Source organism: Lacrimispora amygdalina, from assembly GCF_003432035.1.
Taxonomy (GTDB): domain Bacteria; phylum Bacillota; class Clostridia; order Lachnospirales; family Lachnospiraceae; genus Lacrimispora; species Lacrimispora amygdalina.
On sequence record NZ_QOHO01000032.1, the window covers coordinates 68,224 to 88,106 of the forward strand.

A 19,883-nucleotide genomic window follows, 5' to 3' on the forward strand; every position below is an offset into this window, starting at 1 on the left:
GTTTCTCCTTTCTAATTTCTAGTCCACACCTTTTGGACATCAAGGTATACCAGTATGGTGTTTCAACGCCACCTGGCGTATCTTGTTTATTGTGATATAATGTTCATCACTCAGGAAACTGAAAATCGTTGACGCCGGGCCCGAATCACTTCATGCCAAGCGTTCCGATCTTACAGTCCTTCGAAAATCTCGATGTCTTTGCTGTCAGCTGTTAACTGAACAATTGCTTTTTTGGTCTTAGCTGTCTTACCGAAGGTTGTTCCTCTTCTTTTGGTCTTTCCATCTAAGTTCATGGTGTTCACGCTGGCTACCTTAGTGCCTGGGAACATCTTTTCAACAGCTTCCTTGATCATCGTCTTGTTCGCATCTGTGTGCACTAAAAATGTGTACTTTTTGGACGCCATAGCGTTCATGCTCTTCTCAGTTACGATTGGTTTCTGAATCACGTCGTAGTATTTAATATCTGCCATTATGCGTACACCTCCTCGATTGCTGCAACAGCAGTCTTGGTAGCAACAACTGTGTTATACTTTAAGATATCGTATACATTGATTGTGTTAACAAAAGCAGTCTTAACAGCAGCGATGTTTCTTGCGCTCATTACTGTGTTAGTGCTGTCATCTCCAACAACTACAAGAGCTTTGGATACCTTTAAGTTGTCTAATACAGCCTGGAATTTCTTTGTCTTGATCTCATCAAACTTCAACTCGTCAACAACGATGAACTTATTGTCGTTCACTCTGCTGGTCAGTGCGGATTTAAGAGCAAGTCTCTTTTCCTTCTTGTTCAGTCTGATTGTATAATCTCTTGGTGTTGGTGCGAATACAACTCCGCCGCCTGTCCACTGAGGAGATCTTGTTGAACCCTGTCTGGCATGACCGGTTCCTTTCTGTTTCCACGGTTTTCTACCGCCGCCGGATACTTCAGCGCGTGTTTTAGCCTTCTGTGTTCCCTGGCGCTTATTTGCAAGCTGGCTTACGACTGCCATGTGTACAAGGTGTTCATTAACTTCTACACCAAACACTGCATCGCTTAACTCTAATGTGCCAACTTCTTTACCTTCCATATTGTAAACAGATACGTTTGCCATCTGTGTAATCCTCCTTTCTTATAAAAGCATTAGTTAGCTGCTTTTACTGTTTCCTTGATTGTTACTAAAGACTTCTTAGGTCCTGGTATCGCACCCTTTACCAAAATTAAATTGTTTTCTGCATCAACTCTTACAATTTCAAGGTTCTGGATTGTTACCTTCTTGTTACCCATCTGTCCAGGCATCTTTTTGCCCTTGAATACCTTGCTCGGATCAGAACATGCACCATTGGAACCTGCATGACGATGGAACTTGGAACCGTGAGCCATAGGTCCTCTGGACTGTCCGTGTCTCTTAATAGCACCCTGGAAACCTTTACCTTTGGAGATTGCGGTTGCATCAATCTTATCGCCTGCAGCGAAGACTTCTGCTTTGATTTCATCTTTTACAAAATACTCAGAAGCATTCTCGAACTTAAATTCTCTTACAAATCTCTTGTAAGATACACCAGCCTTATTAAAATGGCCTTTTAATGGTTTGCTGACGAGTTTTTCTCTCTTATCAACATAACCAACCTGTACTGCATTGTAACCATCATTCTCAACTGTCTTAACCTGTGTTACTACACAAGGACCAGCCTGAAGAACTGTTACTGGAGTTAATACTCCGTTTTCATTGAAGATCTGTGTCATTCCGACTTTGGTAGCTAAAATACCCTTCTTCATGTTTTTACCTCCTGGTTGTTAATTCTACAGCGGATTGCTTTCGCAATCATCCTAGAACAGTCCAATATACGTGGAACACTATGACTCCCGCGGCCGCCTTATGAGTAAATGCTTCCGCTCCCGGAGATGTTGATTCCTTAGAGGAAAAAGTGTTGCTTCTATATTAAAACCCTTCAGGACCTTACCTAAATTGTTTCTTGCGATGAAGATTATTTGTTCTTCATCTTGATATCGATATACACCCCTGCCGGCATTTCCAGTCTGGATAATGCATCAACAGTTTTTTGGCTTGGTGTAATGATATCGATGAGTCTCTTATGCGTTCTCTGCTCGAACTGCTCTCTGGAATCTTTGTACTTGTGAACCGCTCTTAAGATAGTTACCACTTCCTTCTTAGTTGGTAACGGCACCGGTCCGCTCACTTTTGATCCTGTCTTTTTTACAGTGTCGATGATTTTGCCTGCAGACTGATCAACTAACTGATGATCATACGCCTTTAATGTGATTCTCATTACTTGACTTGCCATAAAAAAAGTCGCCTCCTTTTCGCACTTAGTAGAAGTACGACAAGCGGTGACTGTACACGTTCCCGTGTGTGTCATTCAAGACCCACACTGACTATCTGTTTGAAACAAACAGAATTTTAAATTGTACAGTGACTTGTCGCCAGTTTCCTAACTTGACATTCGCTCCACGGAAAACCTGCTTTTCAGCAGCAACCTCACGTTTCACAGCTATCATGCCACAGCCTTAACAGAATACCATATTTTCCATGGTAATGCAAGTACTTTTTTCAAAAAAAAAACGCAAAATCTGTTTTTTTCAGATTCTGCGCTTCTTATAGATTTTTTTACTTCCAGGCTGGCTCAGTAGGCTCTTTTCCTTCATTCCCAGATGGATTTTCTTCATCTACTTTTAACAGGGTTCCATTGCTGCCTGTCTTATATTTTACACCATCTGCACTTTTTACAGTTGTACTCTTGGAAACCTTACCTGATGTATTCACAACATAAGTTGTTCTGGTACTGCCGGTTGGAATGGCGATTGGTTCATATTTGGAACCCTCATCTGCGCACTGAAGCTTTCCCATGTAATAGAGATAACCATCTTTCACTCCAGTATAACCTCTGCCGCTGTCACTGAAATAATAGGTGGATTCATTTCCATCACCTTCTGATACCTTAACTCTTCCCTTCTGCATGCTGCTGGTCTTTTTATCTCCGAAATAAAAGGCCGTATACTCAGAACTGCTGCCTATTTTGAGTTTCTGAAGTCCATAGACAGGAACCCCCAGTTCATTAAACAGATATGTTTTGTCCTTGATTTTAATCAGATTGGAGGTACTGGCCTCTCCCTCTTTCGGACCGGCTTTGGGAATTCCTGAACTGGAAAAATAAAACCACTCCACGCTCTCCTCATATCCGCTTATATCCTGAGGGGGCTCTGTGGAATACCAGCCTTCCCGCAGCTTTCCATTGGGATCATAATATTTGTAATTCTGGATCTCATATTCTGCATTGTCAACTCCGACTTTCTTCCAGCCTGTCTGAAGTGCGCCCTTGTCATCGAAACAGTAAGCAATCCCGTCAATCCTGTAAGTGCCATAATCTCCCGAGAAATCTTTTGGCACATACTTCTTACCATTATCATTAAAATAGTACCAGTTTTTTCCGTCATCTGTATCTCCGGGTGTAACCCGGCCTTCGTCGCTGATGTCCGGCGGATAAAGCTTCTGCCAGCCTGTCTTCATAACTCCGTCTGCCCCGGTATAATACATGTCATCAAGGATCCAGCCTGTCTGCATCTCGCCGTTGGAATCAAAGTAGTACCACTTATTGTCGATCTTAGACCAGTTGTCCATAATCGCTTTTCCGCTGCTGCCGAAATAATACCACTTATACTCATTGCTGCTGGAGTCCTTAAACTTCATCCATTTATCCGTTACGAGAATTCCATTGGAATCCATATAATAAGTGTTCTCAACCCAGGTATTAACTGCCATCTCACCATTGCTGCCTAAATATCTCCACAAATTATCTGCACCCTTTTTCCAGGTGTTGCTTACTTTGCCACCGCTTGAATCATAGTACACCCAGGTGCTTCCTGACTGCGACCACCCCTCGGCCGCCCAGGCGTCCAAAGATGCCGCTCCGACTGTCAGTACGGCAACTGCTGCCAGTACAATGAGACCTTTTCTTTTCATATCTTCACTCCTTACAGGGATTTCCTTTTTTACTATAATTTATTTTAACAATTAATCTCAGATTATTCAACTGTTTTAATCTTTCAATTCTATTACAAAATTATTGCCGTCTTATAGATACGTCTGGTTTGACAGAAATAAGCAATGCCGGTATGGGCTTAGAACCAGCCATACCGGCATTTCCTGTCTTACTGATCTATTTAAAATGTCTATCTGCAGCAGTTATTTCTCCTGCAGCAATTTCCACGCCCGCAGCTTGATCCGCACCTTCTGCAGCATCCTGAGCGGTTATAGCAGCGCCTGTTGCAGCCGTTGCTGCAGATCCAGCCGCAGCCGTTACAGCCCCGCCAGTTGCACCAGTAATTGCATCCAAAACAGCCGAAGGAAAATCCCATCCGGAAACAGCCCATAAGTCTTACACCTCTTTGCTTAACATTATACTATAATATATAGAACCAGCAGACAAGGTGTGAATCACCTTGACGCTAAAAGCTCCATCCAGTATAATCATAGAATCATGAAGATAGATAAATGTATTTATATAGAAAGAAAGGCGGCATCAAGTATGTGGATTGCAGACGGCTGGAAAGATTATGAAGTAATAGATTGTTCAGAGGGTGAAAAATTAGAGCGGTGGGGGAATTACCTCCTGGTTCGTCCGGATCCTCAGGTCATCTGGTCCACTCCCAAAAAGGAACCAGGCTGGACAAAGATGAACGGTCATTACCACCGCAGTGCAAAAGGCGGAGGAGAATGGGAATTCTTTCATCTGCCGGAACAATGGACCATCAGCTATAAAGAATTGACATTTCAGCTGAAGCCCTTCAGCTTTAAGCATACAGGACTTTTTCCGGAACAGGCAGCCAACTGGGATTGGTTCGGTGATAAAATAAAGAGTGCAGGACAGCCTGTAAAAGTGCTGAATTTATTTGCATATACCGGTGGAGCTACTCTTGCAGCTGCTAAGGCAGGGGCTGTTGTTACCCATGTGGATGCTTCTAAGGGTATGGTTGGATGGGCCAAGGAAAACGCCCGCTCATCGGGCCTTGAATCTGCTTCCATCCGATGGATTGTTGATGACTGTGTTAAATTCGTTGAACGGGAAATCAGAAGAGGCAATCATTATGATGCGATTATTATGGATCCTCCGTCTTATGGCAGAGGGCCAAAAGGGGAGATCTGGAAGATAGAAGATTCCATCTATCCGTTCGTAAAGCTCTGTTCCCAGCTTTTGTCCGATACTCCTTTATTCTTCCTTATCAACTCCTATACTACCGGGCTGGCTCCATCGGTACTGTCCTATATGATTTCCACAGAGATCACAAAGAAATTCGGCGGAAGCGTTTTGTCCGATGAAGTGGGACTTCCAGTGAAAAGCTCCGGGCTTATTCTCCCATGCGGAGCTTCCGGAAGATGGTCTGCTGACCGCACCTAGAATAGGCAGAATCAACGTCCTCCATTAAACAGGCACCAGACCGGAGGCAGAAATTTTCTTAGAAAGAAGCTGGTGGTACAGCTGACAAGAATACAAAAAACCGGCATAATGATATACAGGCCAATGGTTACAGCAGGAATCGGCGGGAGCAGCAATGCTCCCGTTTTATTGATTAACCGCACCACAGAAAAATGTGTGGCATACAGAAAAAAATTCTGTTTCATCCAGTCATTAGCCTCTTTTAAGTATCTTCCGGGAACCATGAGCCACAGACTTACAGGCATCAGGAACCTGAAGCATACCGTAGAGGCAGCAATTTCTCCCTTCACATTACCAGGAATATCTATGTTCTTGGCCAGACAGGCCGCAAGAAAAAGAACGGCTCCCGCCGCAATTTGCTTCCTGCTAAAAGATTTTTCTGTAATATCTTTTCCATGAATCGCTGCATATGCACCAAAGCTATAATATAACAAAGCATCCAGATTTAAAAACGGAAGTGCACCTCCCATATAAATTGCCGCAAGAATCCCCACAAGCAAAAGCCTGCCAATTCCTTTTTTTCTTACAGCCATGTATATCACCGGTGCCAGCAGAACAAGAAGGATCAGCTGATTTAAATACCAGAATACATAATTATAGGAATAATGAAGCACTGCCTGCGCTGCTTCCTGAAAGTTAAAGGGAATTCTTCCTTTGCCGATTACCCTGGAGAGAAAGGGAATCCGGCTGCCGATCACATATCCCAGATAGTAAAGAAGGTTCCACATAATATAAGGAACCAGAATGCTGCGGATTCTGGAATTCCATTTGACCCATAACTTTTCCATTGTAAATCCCCGAAAAAATAAATAGGAAGATATTAAAAAGAATCCAGGAACTGCAATCTGGGCCACTGTGTCCCCCCAGAAACGCTCCAGCATATCCACCCGGTAAGCCATTCCGGTCTTTCCCAGAAACAAAACTGCATTATAAGAATGAACCCAGATTACAAGAATACTGTATAGAAATGTAAACCAGATTACCTTGTTACGAAAATATTTTTCTTCCATTGGGTTCTCCTCTCCTTCCTGCATTCTTATCAGCACATTTTATCCAGTACAGACGAAGATACCCTTTCATTGACCTGATTACAGGTTTCAAAATACCTTCTGTAATATTCCGTATACATTAAATCAATCAAAAAAAGCTGGCTGATCTCCGAGGATGTAGACCCTCCCTGCAAAGGTCCTTCATTGGCTCCGCAAAGCAGGGTTACATCGGAAAAGGAAGTAAGAGGTGACTTTACAAACCGGGTGATACAGATGGTGGCAGCTCCTGCTTTCTTTGCAAGCTCTGCTACATGAATGGTATCCTTTGTTGCACCTGAATAGGAAAATATAACCGCCGCTTCTCCTTCTCCCATCATGGAAGCTACCATTGCCTGCATGTGGGAATCAGATACACAGGATACCTTGGGTTCAATCCTTAAAAACTTGTTAGCAGCCTTCATGGCAGAAAGCATGCTGGCTCCCACTCCAAAGAAGCAAATTCTCTTTGCGTCATGAAGATACCGGATTACACGGTCAAAGCTTTCCTCATTCAGCAACGAATAAGTCTCTTCAAGTGCACTCATATTCGTATTGAGCACTTTCCTTGATACCTCTGCAAAAGAATCCTTAAGGCTGATATCTCCCTCTAAACGCCCCTGCCCGGTAGTTTCATCATGCAGACTTAAAGACAGCTGCATCTTAAATTCCTGATACCCTTTCAGTTCCAAAGTCTTACAAAAGCGAAATACGCTGGTATCTCCCACTTCACATGCTTCTGCCAGATCAGTAATTGACATAAACAACACCTCTCTGTAATTTTGAAGAATGTAATCCGCCACTTTTCTCTCAGCCTTTGTAAACTGATTATATTCTGCACGAATCCTGGTTAAAAAATCACCTTTCATCACTTTGTCTCTCCCTTTTATCTGTTTTTCCTCCAGTGCGGCACTTTGCACCGGTTATAAAATCACGGGTTATCTCTCTTGGCCTTGTAATGGCGCTTCCAACCACTGCCGCCCATGCGCCCGCTTTGAATGCTTCTTTCAGCTGTTCAGGAGTTTTAATACCGCCTTCTGCAATTACGGGTTTCCCGCTGTCCGAAGAAAGCCGTTTTATCAGTTCCAGATTCGGAAGAACCGCATTCCTGGTGTAATGGGTATAACCGCTTAAGGTCGTTCCTATAAAATCAATTCCTAAACGGGCAGCAAGCATCCCTTCCTCGTAAATGGAACAATCAGCCATGAAAAGCTGATCCGGAAATTTTGATCTGATCTCCATAATAAAATCTTCCAGCTTATGTCCATCCGGATGTAGTCTTCGTGTACAGTCCAGGGCAATAATGTCTACCCCCTCTGAAACCAAAGCTGTCACTTCTGTGATGGTTGGGGTAATAACTGTCTCAAAACCTTTGTATTTCTGTTTTATAATGCCTATTATTGGCAAATCCACCGTATTCTTTATTTCATGTATATCAGATATGGAGTTGGCACGGATACCAGCCGCTCCCCCTTCCATGGCTGCATATGCCATACGGGACATAATATAAGAACTGAAAAGAGGCTCTTCCGGCAGCGCCTGGCATGATACGATCAGTCCCCCTGCCAACAGGCTGTATACTGCTTTATCCATTTCCCCTTCCTCCTTTTCTAACCAAAGTAATCATATCACAAATGAAAAAGATATTTCAATAAAAAGCGGTAAGAGACCGGTGTATTTTTATTTATTCTTTCAGGTTATTTTCAGTAAGTGAACACATGTAAGTGTTATACTTCTGGTATATTCTACACAAAGGAGGAATTGAGAATGGAACTATCAGGAGTATCCGGTTCATCGTCCTATGACCAGCTGCAGCAGCTTCAACTGCAAAAGGAAAAGGATAAAAAGGCGGTGGAACTGGCAGACGCAGAAAGTGCACAGATCACAGCGGCGGGAACTGTAACAGATAAGACCTTTGAAGCCACAGTTCAAAGCACATCTCAAAGTATTGATACGCTGGAGATCAGTCCTGAAGGAAGAGCATATCAGCAGAAAATGCAGGCACCGCCTTCACCAGTGGATTCCACAGTTTCGGAAACTTCTTCTACGGACAGCACAAAGACTACTACGGTTTTAACCAGCCTGACAGAAGAAGAAATCAGTACACTTGTTGATGAAGGGACCATCACACAGGCAGAGGCCAATGCAGAGCTGGCGAGACGGGCCGCTGCAAAAGAGGCTGAAAATAATCAGAAAAGCAGCAGTACGCATGCAGAAGATCCTGAAATAGAAGATGAGGAATGATTCAATTATCAGCCTGGCATTGTGCCGGGCTGTTTCATAATAAAAATTAATATTATTTTCACATAATTTTCCAGCAAACAGCGTAGGGTTTATGATATAATAAGGAAATCGCAAAGATAGTTTATTTTATAAGGAGTAAAAAATCATGAAAAAGATAATCCGCGCTGCATGCCTGTCCCTCGCAATACTCTTTGCAGGGTATTCACTCTGGATGAATCCCCAGTTAACGGACGGCAGATCAGACGCATCTGATGAACCGCTTCATATATTTTCAAAAGATCAGGGACAAGACTTACATGTTATGGCACTGGGACCAGGACTGAACAATCTCTCTCCGTCTGACGAATTTTCCACTTATCAGTGGGGTCTGAAAAATGATGGGGAATTTCGTCTCATCGAACTGGAGCAGAAATTTAAGTATGTAGATAATCTATATAGCGAAGTCAACAGCGGAGGCGGTCTGACTATTCCCAAGCCAGGTCCCGGCAACTACGAAGCAAAAGTTACCCATGCAGTTCCAGGTGTGGACATTGACATTCAGCCTGCCTGGACTCTCTACGATCAGGCTCAAAACAAACGATCCGTTATAGTTGCAATCATTGACACAGGTATTGATATCAACCATCAGGAGCTGCGTAATGCCATTTGGACTAACCCGGGTGAGACAGACGGAGACGGCATGGACAACGATGGCAATGGTTATGTAGATGATATTCATGGCTGGAATTTCTATTCAAATAATAATAAGCTCTTCTCCGGAAGCGAGGACAGTCACGGCACCCATGCAGCCGGAACCATCAGTGCAGCCAGAGGCGCCCATGGAATAGCCGGCATTACGGATAATAACTACGTAAAAATCATGCCGTTAAAAGCACTGGGAGGAAAAGAAGGAGTGGGTTCTCCCGCCGCCGTTATTAAAGCCATCCACTATGCAGAAGAAAAAGGGGCTTCTATCTGTAATTTAAGTATGGGAACAACGGGATATAGTGAAGAACTTGCCCAGACAATCAAGAATTCCAAAATGCTTTTTGTTGTTTCCTGCGGCAACGGAGGGGTATCTGGTCTTGGGTATAATACGGATGTATATCCGGTGTACCCTGCCTCCCTTCCATATGACAACATTATATCTGTGGCAAACATCCTGTTTGACGGAACGTTGAGCAAGGATTCCAACTATGGAGCTGCAAGCGTGGATATCGCTGCTCCCGGAACTTATATACTAAGTACAATTCCAGATAATTCCTATGGATATATGAGCGGAACTTCCATGGCTGCTCCTATGGTGACAGGTGTTGCAGCCATGCTCTATTCCTACCGGACTGATATAAGCCTGGCTGACGTAAAAAGTATCATCTTAAACTCCAGCCGAAAGATGGATACACTTTCAGGCAAAGTTGCAAGCGGAGGTCTGCTGGATGCGTTCAGTGCCCTGAACTGGCATTAATTTAAAAAACTGCGCAGTGATAAGCTGTGCAGTTTTTTTATAACCAATAGCAGATTAGATTTACTATTTAACAAGCGGCTCTTCCAGGTGATTGTATTTTGAACTAAGAATTATAATATCAATGCGTCGGTTTTTTGTTCTTCCCTCAGTTGTTGTATTATCTGCAACAGGTTTAAATTCACCGTAACCCACTGCAATCAGCTTATTAGGTGGATAATTACATTTATTGATGAAGAACTTAACAACATTCACAGCTCTTGCAGTAGACAGCTCCCAGTTAGACGGATAAGCACTTCGGCGGATAGGTACATTATCTGTATGACCCTCAATACGTATAAAGTTGTCAACCGTATTTAACAGACTGGCCACTTCAATTAAAGTATCCTCGCTCTGTTTTTTTATATCTGCACTGCCAGAATCAAAAAGAATGGCGTTATTCAGTCTGATGACAAGGCCTCTCATATCAATCATTGTTGATACGGACTGGTCAATACCTTCATCATGTAGTCTCGTATCAATTTCATTCTTCAGGGTTTCCAGCTTTTTAAGTTCATATTCACCCAAATAACTTTCCAGCTCGCTATCAGTCTCAATATTTAGTGGTCCGCCCACCGGAGCAGCCTCAGATGTTGTGCTGTTCACAAGAGGTCCCGATCCCCCCGTTCCGGAACCCGAACCGGAACCATGACCCGTATAATCGTTATTCATCATGGAAGAGGAAAATACCTGAGATATCTGCTGTGCTTTTTGAGCATCAATCTTACTAACGGCAAAAAGGACGATGAAAACTGCCAGCAGCAATGTCATCAAATCTGAATACGGCAGAAGCCATGCCTCTCCGGCTTCCTCTTCCTGATGTACCTGCTCTCTCTTTTTTGACATATGTAATCACCTTATTCCTTCTTATTCTGCTCTTCAATCTTTTTCTGCTTATATTTAGGAAGAGAAGCCAGTAACTTCTCCCTGAGCACAAAAGGTGAATCTCCATGCTGCATGGAGATAATCCCTTTTAGGATAATTTCTTTTGCCATAACTTCCTGCCGGCTTTTTACCTTCAGTTTTTTTGCAAATGGATTCCATAATACATAGCCGGTAAAAATACCAAGGATGGTTGCGATAAATGCGGCAGCAATCGCTTCCGCCATTCTTTCCGTATCATTGATTGAGGACATGGCAGCAATCAGACCAAAAACTGCACCCAGAACACCCAGGGTAGGAGCATAGGTACCAGCGGATGAAAAGATGCTGGCATTGATTTCATGGCGCTTTTCCATGGCGCTGATTTCAGTTTCCAGAATTTCTTCGATCGCATCTTCCCCTGTTCCATCAACAAGCAGACGAATTCCTTTTTTCAGAAATGGATCCTCAAGCTCTTCTGCCTTTGCCTCCAGAGATAAAAGCCCTTCAGAACGCGCTTTCTTTGATAAATCATACATCAGTTCTATCATTTCAGCTTCTGACTGCCCCTTTTGCTTTGTAAAAAGAATCCTGAACAGAGATCCGATCGCTTTGATATTCTCTCCCGGAAATGAATTTAAAATAGTGGCAACGGTACCCACAATAATAACAAAAAATGCTGCAGGATTCAAAAGAACAGAAAAATTAATGTGCTTAAAAATCATGGCACCTACAACAGCAATAATACCGACTATAACGCCAAGTATGGTAGTTATCTCCATATTTTCTCCTTTGAGTTTTCATTTATAAGTGGTTTGTATGTCAGGATCTGGCAATACTTTTGTGTCCAACCCGTTATAGTATAATATATTTGACGCCAATCTTGTGTTTCATAATTGTTAAAATTCGAATAAAGAAAAAAGCTGCCATGAATATTCATGACAGCCATACATTTATTTCTCTAATGATTTCCATTTGAAGTTGGGAACCACATCGGACCATTTCTGTATTCCGATTATGGATTTGGCAAACTCAGTAGTTTCCAAAGTACTCTTTTTCTTATCTATATCGTGGAACACCTGCCAGATCTTGCGCCGTCTTGTTGCCACAATATCATCTCCCTTATCCATGTCACAGGCCCAAAGTCCAAAGGCAAGACCGCTTCTTACCTCCAGCGGAGCGTCAACCTGACGGCTTAAGATGTAAGCGTCAATATAAGGATTGCTGTCAACCATGTAATAAGAATAAGCATAAGCTGCAGCCTGTATCTGGGAAACATCTTCTCCAGACTGGTTCTTTGCAGTAAATCCCTGTTCAGTCAGTATAATGTGTCTTACCTCGCCAGTAGGGGATTTCAAGCAGTCCTGAGCCATATAATCAGTCAAAGTGGTTAAATTCTTAAAATTAATAACTGGAGAATTAAAATCATTCTTAATCAGTCCGGTTTTGTCATCATCCCAGAATTCCGGCTCTGTCATGGGGCATGGATATGGATGATAGGATAATCCCCAGTCCATCTGTCCCTGTTCGTTAGCAATGGAATTAAACGAATCAACTATTTGCCTACCGCCGTATTTCAGTTTATTATCAATCTCATTATTCCAGTTATAATCCAGTGAGTAATAAACTCTGTCATTGGCGCTGGTGCTTTTAATTGCAGTATAGAATACACGGAATGCATTCTGATAGGCCTGGACATAGCTGGTTAAATCCCTGGCCCCTACATAGTTCCACTGCTGATTGTTAATTTCATTTCCTATAATCCAGTTGGATATCTTTCCATACTTGGGATTGGACCCGTTATAACGTTCTGCAAGAAACGATGCAATCGCTCTTGTCTGCTCAAATCCTTCTGGCGTAGCGGTATTGAACATATAATAGAATGCCTTGGAACTCTTCTTTGTCCCAGGATAAATCAGATTAGGAGCCGAATCATTCCAGCCGTTCAAAATGATTGCAGTTACCGTCATACCTTTTCCTGACAGGGCGCTGATTGTATCATCATAGCTCTTAATTGCATTGGTATCAAAATGATAAGTCTTGCCATCATATTGATAATCAATTCCCTGTCCCAGAATCTGATGGAATGAAATATTCGTGGCAACATGCTTCACTCCCAGTTCAAATGCATCTCCCAGCATATTAAGCTGAATGTTCAAACCTTTTTTTGTAAGTGGATCACTAAATTTATTCTTGTTTGCTGCTACTGCCTCCGGATTGGTAATATAATGAGGCTTGCTGACAGGTATGTATTTGCTGCCATCCCAGACTGCCACAACAAACTTACTGTATAGCCTGTCCTGTAACGTATTACGGTTTAATGAAAAAGTGAATGCGGCAGAATCTCCCAAAGATGCTTTTGCTGCATAATCAGTTCTTCCTTCCAAACTGTTTTGATAGGGCTGAAGCTCCACCAGATAAAGTACACCGTCAGTTCCCTGAGCAGGTGCATGATTAGAAACTTTTACTGTTACGCTGGTTAAATCCGAATTAACGAGACAGGACTGTATCACAGCCTGATCATCCGAAAATACTTCATCCGCTAACGAAACGAAAGCAGAGGCACAGCATAAAAATCCAGCTGCCAAAAGTCCGGTAAAGACTCTGCCTATTTTAATTTTTTTCATCTTCGCATTCCCTCCATGCAGTCATAATCAGATACCCTACAATGATACCTAATTTCCCTCATTTTTACAATAACGTTTTTATTACGTATTTGTAATAAAACCTTAAGGCGCGAAAATTCAGACTTCACTGCTGAATATTATAAAAGCCGAAACCCTTATATACAAAGGGTTCGGCTTTTTAATTTAATTATTCAACGATAGTAGCAACTCTACCTGAACCTACTGTACGTCCGCCTTCACGAATAGCGAAACGAAGACCCTGCTCCATAGCGATTGGGTGAATCAGTTCAACAGACATTTCTACGTTATCGCCAGGCATACACATCTCTGTGCCAGCTGGTAAATCGCAAACACCTGTTACGTCAGTTGTTCTGAAGTAGAACTGAGGTCTGTAGTTGTTGAAGAAAGGAGTATGACGTCCACCTTCATCTTTTGTCAGAACGTAAACCTGTGCTGTAAATTTCTTATGGCATTTTACAGAACCTGGTTTAACAAGACACTGTCCTCTTTCGATTTCAGTTCTCTGAACACCACGAAGTAATGCACCGATGTTATCACCAGCCTGAGCTTCGTCAAGTAACTTACGGAACATTTCGATACCGGTTACAACAACTTTACGAGTCTCTTCATGGATACCAATGATTTCAACTTCATCAGATACATGTAATGTACCACGCTCTACTCTACCTGTAGCAACAGTACCACGTCCTGTGATGGAGAAAACATCCTCGATAGGCATTAAGAATGGCTTATCTGTTTCACGAACCGGATCAGGAATCCACTCGTCAACTGCTGCCATTAATTCCAGAACCTTATCGCCCCAAGGACCAGACGGATCTTCAAGAGCCTTTAAAGCAGAACCCTGGATGATTGGTGTATCATCGCCTGGGAATTCATACTCGTTTAACAGCTCACGGATTTCCATGTCTACTAACTCAAGTAACTCAGCATCGTCAACCATATCGCACTTGTTCATGAATACTACGATGTAAGGAACGCCTACCTGACGGGAAAGCAGGATGTGCTCTCTTGTCTGAGCCATAACACCATCGGTAGCAGCTACAACTAAGATAGCTCCATCCATCTGAGCAGCACCAGTGATCATGTTCTTAACGTAGTCAGCATGTCCTGGGCAGTCAACGTGTGCATAGTGTCTTTTCTCTGTCTCATACTCAACGTGAGAAGTAGAGATAGTAATACCACGCTCTCTCTCTTCTGGCGCCTTATCGATGTTCTCGAAAGCTACTGCCTGTCCAGTACCTAATCTCTCATGAAGTGTCTTTGTGATAGCAGCTGTTAAAGTTGTTTTACCGTGGTCAACGTGACCGATGGTACCGATGTTACAATGGGTTTTGTTTCTTTCAAACTTAGCTTTAGCCATTTTATAACGTCCTCCTTAATTTATGCTCTTTTTGAGCTTAATTTTATGTTAGGCTGTTTTTTATTATATGCTATTTGTGCACTATTTTCAAGCCTATTTGAGGGATTCCGGGCGGACTTCGCAGCCCGGAATCCAGTGGAACCTGTTAGGAATTATTTGCCCTTTTTCTCTGTAAGAACTTTTTCCTGGATATTCTTCGGTACCTGCTCATATTTCTCAAAGAACATAGAGAAGTTACCGCGGCCCTGGGTTCTGGACCGTAAATCTGTGGAATAACCAAACATCTCGGAAAGCGGAACATATGCTTTAATCATCTTACCGCCGCCGATGTCTTCCATACCTTCGATACGGCCACGGCGGGAGTTGATATCACCGATAACGTCGCCCATATATTCTTCCGGCATAGTTACTTCCACTTTCATGATCGGTTCAAGAAGTATGGAACCGCCCTTGTTCATCGCATCCTTAAATGCCATGGAACCGGCAATGTGGAATGCCATTTCACTGGAATCGACTTCATGGTAGGAACCGTCGTATACAGTAGCTTTTACACCTACTACAGGGAATCCGCCAAGAATACCAGCCTTGGTTGCTTCCTCAATACCTTCCCCAACTGCAGGAATGTACTCTTTCGGAATAGCACCGCCGACAACAGCTGACTCGAACTTGAACAGTTCTTCGCCGTTGGCATCCATAGGCTCAAAGCGAACCTTACAGTGACCATACTGACCACGTCCACCAGACTGTTTTGCATACTTGCTGTCAACATCAACTGGCTTTGTAAAGGTTTCTTTGTAAGCAACCTGAGGAGCACCTACGTTTGCTTCTACATTAAACTCACGAAGCAGACGGTCAACGATGATCTCAAGATGAAGCTCACCCATACCGGAAATGATAACCTGGCCAGTTTCCTGGTTGGTCTTCGCACGGAAAGTAGGATCTTCTTCAGCAAGCTTTGCCAAAGCCTCGCCCATCTTGCCCTGACCAGCTTTGGTCTTTGGCTCGATCGCGATATCGATAACCGGCTCTGGGAATTCCATGGATTCAAGAATTACCGGATGCTGTTCATCACAGATGGTATCACCAGTTGTGGTAACTTTAAAACCAACAGCTGCTGCGATATCACCAGAATATACTTTGTCTAACTCACTTCTCTTGTTCGCATGCATCTGAAGGATACGTCCGACACGCTCTTTTTTGCCCTTTGTTGCATTCAGTACATAGGAACCGGAATTCATAATACCGGAGTATACACGGAAGAACGCAAGCTTACCAACGAACGGGTCAGTCATAATCTTAAATGCAAGTGCTGAGAACGGTTCTTCATCAGAAGAATGACGCTCAATTTCGTTGCCATCCATATCAACACCCTTGATAGAAGGAATGTCAGTAGGAGCTGGCATAAATTCAAGAATTGCATCAAGGAGTTTCTGAACGCCTTTGTTTCTGTATGCGCTTCCGCAGCATACCGGAATGGCTTTGCACTCACAGGTTGCAGTTCTTAAACCTTTCTTTAATTCTTCAACAGAAGGCTCTTCACCCTCTAAGAACTGCATCATCAGATCATCATCTAATTCACAGATCTTCTCTACTAACTCTGCACGGTAAAGCTCTGCATCGTCTTTCATATCCTCAGGGATATCAATAACAGAGATATCATCACCCTTGTCATCGTTGTAGATATATGCTTTCATCTCAAACAGATCGATAATTCCCTTGAATTCATCTTCTGCTCCGATTGGAAGCTGGATGCAGATAGCGTTCTTACCAAGACGGGTCTTGATCTGCTCTACTGCACCGAAAAAGTTTGCACCCATGATATCCATCTTGTTGATGAATGCCATACGGGGTACGTTGTAGGTATCAGCCTGACGCCATACGTTCTCGGACTGTGGTTCAACACCGCCCTTTGCACAGAATACGCCGACTGCACCATCGAGAACTCGAAGGGAGCGCTCTACTTCAACAGTAAAGTCAACGTGTCCTGGAGTATCAATGATATTGATACGATGCTCTAATGCACCTGGTTTTACCTTGGTGTTTTCATGCATAGTCCAGTGGCAGGTTGTAGCAGCTGAAGTAATTGTGATACCTCTTTCCTGTTCCTGCTCCATCCAGTCCATGGTTGCAGTACCTTCATGAGTATCACCGATTTTGTAGTTTACACCAGTATAATAGAGGATACGCTCGGTTAATGTAGTCTTACCTGCATCAATGTGGGCCATAATACCAATATTTCTGGTTCTTTCCAATGGATATTCTCTTCCAGCCAAAGCTTTTTCCTCCTATTAGAATCTGTAGTGAGCAAATGCCTTGTTTGCTTCAGCCATCTTGTGCATATCTTCTTTCTTCTTTACAGCTGCACCAGTGTTGTTAGCAGCATCAAGGAGCTCATTTGCCAGTCTCTCTTCCTGAGTTTTCTCTCCTCTTTTACGAGAGTAAAGAGTGATCCATCTCAGGGCCAATGCCTGTCTTCTCTCTGGTTTTACTTCGATCGGTACCTGATAAGTAGCTCCACCGATACGTTTTGCCTTTACCTCAAGTACAGGCATAATGTTGTTCATCGCTTCTTCGAAGACTTCAACGGCTGGTTTGCCGGCTTTTGCTTCGATACGGCCGAATGCACCGTATACGATCTTCTGAGCAACACCTCTTTTACCATCTAACATAATGTTGTTAATTAATTTAGTAACAACCTTGTTATTGTAAAGCGGGTCTGCTAATACGTCTCTTTTTTGAGTATGTCCTTTACGTGGCACGTTACTTCCCTCCTTAATATCGCCGTCTTTTCATACGAATAAACAGCTATTCATTAGATCCTCGGTACTCACAAACATTGAAGTTGCGTTCGCGCTCGGTTTCTATCTATATAATCCTGCAACCTACAGGTTCAATATCTAAAGTCCGGCACTAGAAATTCAAATGTGTGGTATTAATTATTTTTTCTCTTTAGGTCTCTTAGCACCGTATTTGGAACGAGCCTGTCTTCTGTTCGCTACTCCTGCAGTATCCAGTGTACCTCTTACGATATGATATCTGGTACCTGGTAAATCTTTTACTCTACCGCCGCGAATTAAAACAACGCTATGCTCCTGAAGGTTGTGACCCTCACCCGGGATATAGCTTGTTACTTCGATTCCGTTTGAAAGACGAACTCTGGCGATCTTTCTGAGAGCAGAGTTAGGTTTCTTAGGGGTTGCAGTTTTAACTGCTGTACAAACGCCTCTCTTCTGAGGAGCAGAAATGTCAGTCGCCTTCTTCTGTAAAGAGTTGTAACCCTTCTGCAGAGCTGGTGCTGTGGATTTCTTAACGCCTGTCTGTCTTCCCTTTCTTACTAACTGGTTAAATGTTGGCATTCCATTCACCTCCTGTGATATTGTCTGTGGTTGCTGTCATCTTCAGCTTAATTTACGCACAAAAACATGACGCGTTTATGCACGCCTAATCATTATATACATATTGTTTTTTTTTGTCAAGGTTTTCTTTTTTAGATAATACTGCATAAAAACGGACTGCCGCAACAGGAATTTACGGCAGTCCGGATTTTTTTATTTTAATTATTCTTTCAGTTCTTTCAGCTTTTCGTTAATCAGGCCATCCATTTCTTCTGTATACTGATCAACTGACAGCTTGCCTGCAAGAACCTCCACCAGCTTGTCGCGAAGATCACCCTGGACAGCTCCGGTCAGAGCCTGATACCCCCACTCTGCTCCCGGACGTGATGAAGTCGCAGCCAGTTCTTTTGAAAATACATTAAAATATTCTTTTCCAAAGGCATAGTTTAAATTCTCATTTCCTTTTACCTGGGATAAGTAGCTGTTTTCTTCACAGTACTTTGCGTTATTCTCAGCCTTAGAGATCCATTCAATGAATTCTGCCGCTTCCTTTTCTACTCCCGTATTCTGGAAAGCAGCCAGATACTTTCCTCCTGGTACGGAAGAGCGTACTGCTTCTTTTGGAAGATAGGTCACTCCCCATTCAAAGTCAGTAATCTGATCTTTGTAATTGGCAATCATCCAGCTTCCGGAAAAATGCATTGCTACCTGGCCGGTGCGGAACAAATTGTTGGGGTTTTCAGAGCCAAGCCATACAGAAGAAGGTACGATCCCTTCATCATGAAGATCTTTAAAAAATTGTATTGCATGTTTATTTTCTTCCGTATTGAAATCTGCAGCATTCAGTTCCTTATTTAAAAGTCCGCCGCCTGCCTGGTAAAGAAGGGTTGAAAACCGCTGAGGCGATTTATCATATACAAGACCGTATTTGCAGCCTCCTTTTTCCATAACTGTCTTCATGGCCGCCTTCCACTCATCCCATGTCCAGATCTCATCCTCTGACTGCGGTACAGTGACACCTGCCTTTTCAAAAGCGGTTTTATTATAAATAAGTCCATTCGCCGTTACATCCATAGGAGCTGCCAGCACCTTGTCATCAAAAACAAATTTTAAGCCTTCCCCAAAGCTGTTTACAAACTCATCTTTATTTGATACGTATTGCCCCAGATCAACAAGCTGGTTCTGAAACGGCCCTAAGTTAGTGAGCCTGGCAATGGCAGGAGCTTCCTTTCCATTGATCATGTTCTTAATCTTGCTCTCCAGATCTGAATAAGGAACCTCAATCAGCTCGATTTTAATGTCCGGATGCTCTTTCATGTACTCATCAGCGAGCTTCATAAAAGATTCTCCTTCCTTATTGTCGCTGAACCACACAACATCAAGCTTCTTTTCTTTGCTTTCTGCCTGTTTTCCCCCGCCGGAACAGCCTGTTAAAGTTCCAAGCGCTAATGCCCCCATAAGCAGCCACGATACCGTTTTTTTCATAAAACACCTCTCC

At 43.0% G+C, this 19,883-nt stretch carries 20 protein-coding genes; 3 read left to right on the forward strand and 17 right to left on the reverse strand.

Annotated features, from left to right (window positions below; genetic code table 11):
- Positions 1–170 precede the first annotated feature (170 nt).
- The 6 genes from rplW to DS742_RS28825 form a co-directional block, all read right to left on the reverse strand.
- On the reverse strand, positions 171–470 hold the full coding sequence (gene rplW, locus DS742_RS12390) for a 50S ribosomal protein L23 (protein ID WP_117417307.1): 300 nt from the start codon (positions 468–470) through the stop codon (positions 171–173).
- Entirely contained in the window at positions 470–1,090 is a 621-nt protein-coding gene (gene rplD / locus DS742_RS12395) for a 50S ribosomal protein L4 (RefSeq protein ID WP_117417308.1), read from the reverse strand. The genes rplW and rplD overlap by 1 nt, the downstream gene beginning before the upstream one ends.
- Before the next feature lie 29 nt (positions 1,091–1,119).
- Entirely contained in the window at positions 1,120–1,755 is a 636-nt protein-coding gene (gene rplC, locus DS742_RS12400) for a 50S ribosomal protein L3 (RefSeq protein WP_117417309.1), read from the reverse strand.
- 209 nt (positions 1,756–1,964) lie between these two features.
- Complete coding sequence (gene rpsJ / locus DS742_RS12405; protein ID WP_013274341.1) at positions 1,965–2,282, reverse strand: 30S ribosomal protein S10; 318 nt, start codon at positions 2,280–2,282, stop codon at positions 1,965–1,967.
- 323 nt (positions 2,283–2,605) lie between these two features.
- Positions 2,606–3,958: a PspC-like choline-binding domain-containing protein gene (locus DS742_RS12410; RefSeq protein ID WP_117417310.1), complete on the reverse strand. Its 1,353-nt coding sequence runs from the start codon at positions 3,956–3,958 to the stop codon at positions 2,606–2,608.
- A 196-nt stretch (positions 3,959–4,154) separates the two neighbouring features.
- Positions 4,155–4,331: a hypothetical protein gene (locus tag DS742_RS28825; protein ID WP_170313447.1), complete on the reverse strand. Its 177-nt coding sequence runs from the start codon at positions 4,329–4,331 to the stop codon at positions 4,155–4,157.
- 192 nt (positions 4,332–4,523) lie between these two features.
- Here DS742_RS28825 and DS742_RS12415 point away from each other — a divergent pair, with 192 nt between their 5' ends.
- Positions 4,524–5,393 carry a class I SAM-dependent methyltransferase gene (locus DS742_RS12415; protein ID WP_117417311.1) on the forward strand — a complete coding sequence of 290 codons (870 nt, stop codon included), beginning with the start codon at positions 4,524–4,526 and terminating at the stop codon, positions 5,391–5,393.
- An 11-nt stretch (positions 5,394–5,404) separates the two neighbouring features.
- Here DS742_RS12415 and DS742_RS12420 read toward each other — a convergent pair whose 3' ends face one another.
- From DS742_RS12420 to DS742_RS12430, 3 genes are read right to left on the reverse strand one after another with little or no spacing between them, the layout of a single operon-like run.
- The gene (locus tag DS742_RS12420; protein ID WP_117417312.1) at positions 5,405–6,442 is read right to left on the reverse strand and encodes an acyltransferase family protein; all 1,038 of its coding nucleotides are present in this window, start codon (positions 6,440–6,442) and stop codon (positions 5,405–5,407) included.
- A 29-nt stretch (positions 6,443–6,471) separates the two neighbouring features.
- Positions 6,472–7,326, reverse strand: coding sequence for a MurR/RpiR family transcriptional regulator (locus DS742_RS12425; RefSeq protein WP_117417313.1), 855 nt, complete (start codon positions 7,324–7,326; stop codon positions 6,472–6,474).
- A complete protein-coding gene (locus DS742_RS12430; protein ID WP_117417314.1) occupies positions 7,316–8,050 on the reverse strand; it encodes an N-acetylmannosamine-6-phosphate 2-epimerase in 735 nt (244 codons plus the stop codon). The genes DS742_RS12425 and DS742_RS12430 overlap by 11 nt, the downstream gene beginning before the upstream one ends.
- Positions 8,051–8,224: 174 nt before the next feature.
- Here DS742_RS12430 and DS742_RS12435 point away from each other — a divergent pair, with 174 nt between their 5' ends.
- Positions 8,225–8,701, forward strand: coding sequence for a hypothetical protein (locus DS742_RS12435; protein ID WP_117417315.1), 477 nt, complete (start codon positions 8,225–8,227; stop codon positions 8,699–8,701).
- A gap of 145 nt (positions 8,702–8,846) precedes the next feature.
- Positions 8,847–10,145, forward strand: coding sequence for a S8 family peptidase (locus DS742_RS12440; RefSeq protein WP_117417316.1), 1,299 nt, complete (start codon positions 8,847–8,849; stop codon positions 10,143–10,145).
- A 63-nt stretch (positions 10,146–10,208) separates the two neighbouring features.
- Here the strand turns inward: DS742_RS12440 and DS742_RS12445 are convergent, their stop codons facing one another.
- The 8 genes from DS742_RS12445 to DS742_RS12480 form a co-directional block, all read right to left on the reverse strand.
- Positions 10,209–11,027, reverse strand: coding sequence for an OmpA/MotB family protein (locus DS742_RS12445; RefSeq protein WP_117417317.1), 819 nt, complete (start codon positions 11,025–11,027; stop codon positions 10,209–10,211).
- A gap of 11 nt (positions 11,028–11,038) precedes the next feature.
- Complete coding sequence (gene motA, locus DS742_RS12450; RefSeq protein ID WP_117417318.1) at positions 11,039–11,824, reverse strand: flagellar motor stator protein MotA; 786 nt, start codon at positions 11,822–11,824, stop codon at positions 11,039–11,041.
- Between the two features lie 171 nt (positions 11,825–11,995).
- Positions 11,996–13,669 (reverse strand): DUF5722 domain-containing protein, encoded by a 1,674-nt coding sequence (locus tag DS742_RS12455; protein ID WP_117417319.1) that lies wholly within the window; start codon positions 13,667–13,669, stop codon positions 11,996–11,998.
- A 187-nt stretch (positions 13,670–13,856) separates the two neighbouring features.
- Positions 13,857–15,050, reverse strand: coding sequence for an elongation factor Tu (tuf, locus tag DS742_RS12460; RefSeq protein ID WP_117417320.1), 1,194 nt, complete (start codon positions 15,048–15,050; stop codon positions 13,857–13,859).
- A gap of 152 nt (positions 15,051–15,202) precedes the next feature.
- Positions 15,203–17,323: an elongation factor G gene (gene fusA / locus DS742_RS12465; RefSeq protein WP_117417321.1), complete on the reverse strand. Its 2,121-nt coding sequence runs from the start codon at positions 17,321–17,323 to the stop codon at positions 15,203–15,205.
- Between the two features lie 15 nt (positions 17,324–17,338).
- Positions 17,339–17,809 carry a 30S ribosomal protein S7 gene (gene rpsG, locus DS742_RS12470; RefSeq protein ID WP_097002557.1) on the reverse strand — a complete coding sequence of 157 codons (471 nt, stop codon included), beginning with the start codon at positions 17,807–17,809 and terminating at the stop codon, positions 17,339–17,341.
- Between the two features lie 177 nt (positions 17,810–17,986).
- Complete coding sequence (rpsL, locus tag DS742_RS12475) at positions 17,987–18,406, reverse strand: 30S ribosomal protein S12 (protein ID WP_104439475.1); 420 nt, start codon at positions 18,404–18,406, stop codon at positions 17,987–17,989.
- A gap of 201 nt (positions 18,407–18,607) precedes the next feature.
- Complete coding sequence (locus DS742_RS12480) at positions 18,608–19,870, reverse strand: ABC transporter substrate-binding protein (RefSeq protein WP_117417322.1); 1,263 nt, start codon at positions 19,868–19,870, stop codon at positions 18,608–18,610.
- Between the last annotated feature and the right edge of the window lie 13 nt (positions 19,871–19,883).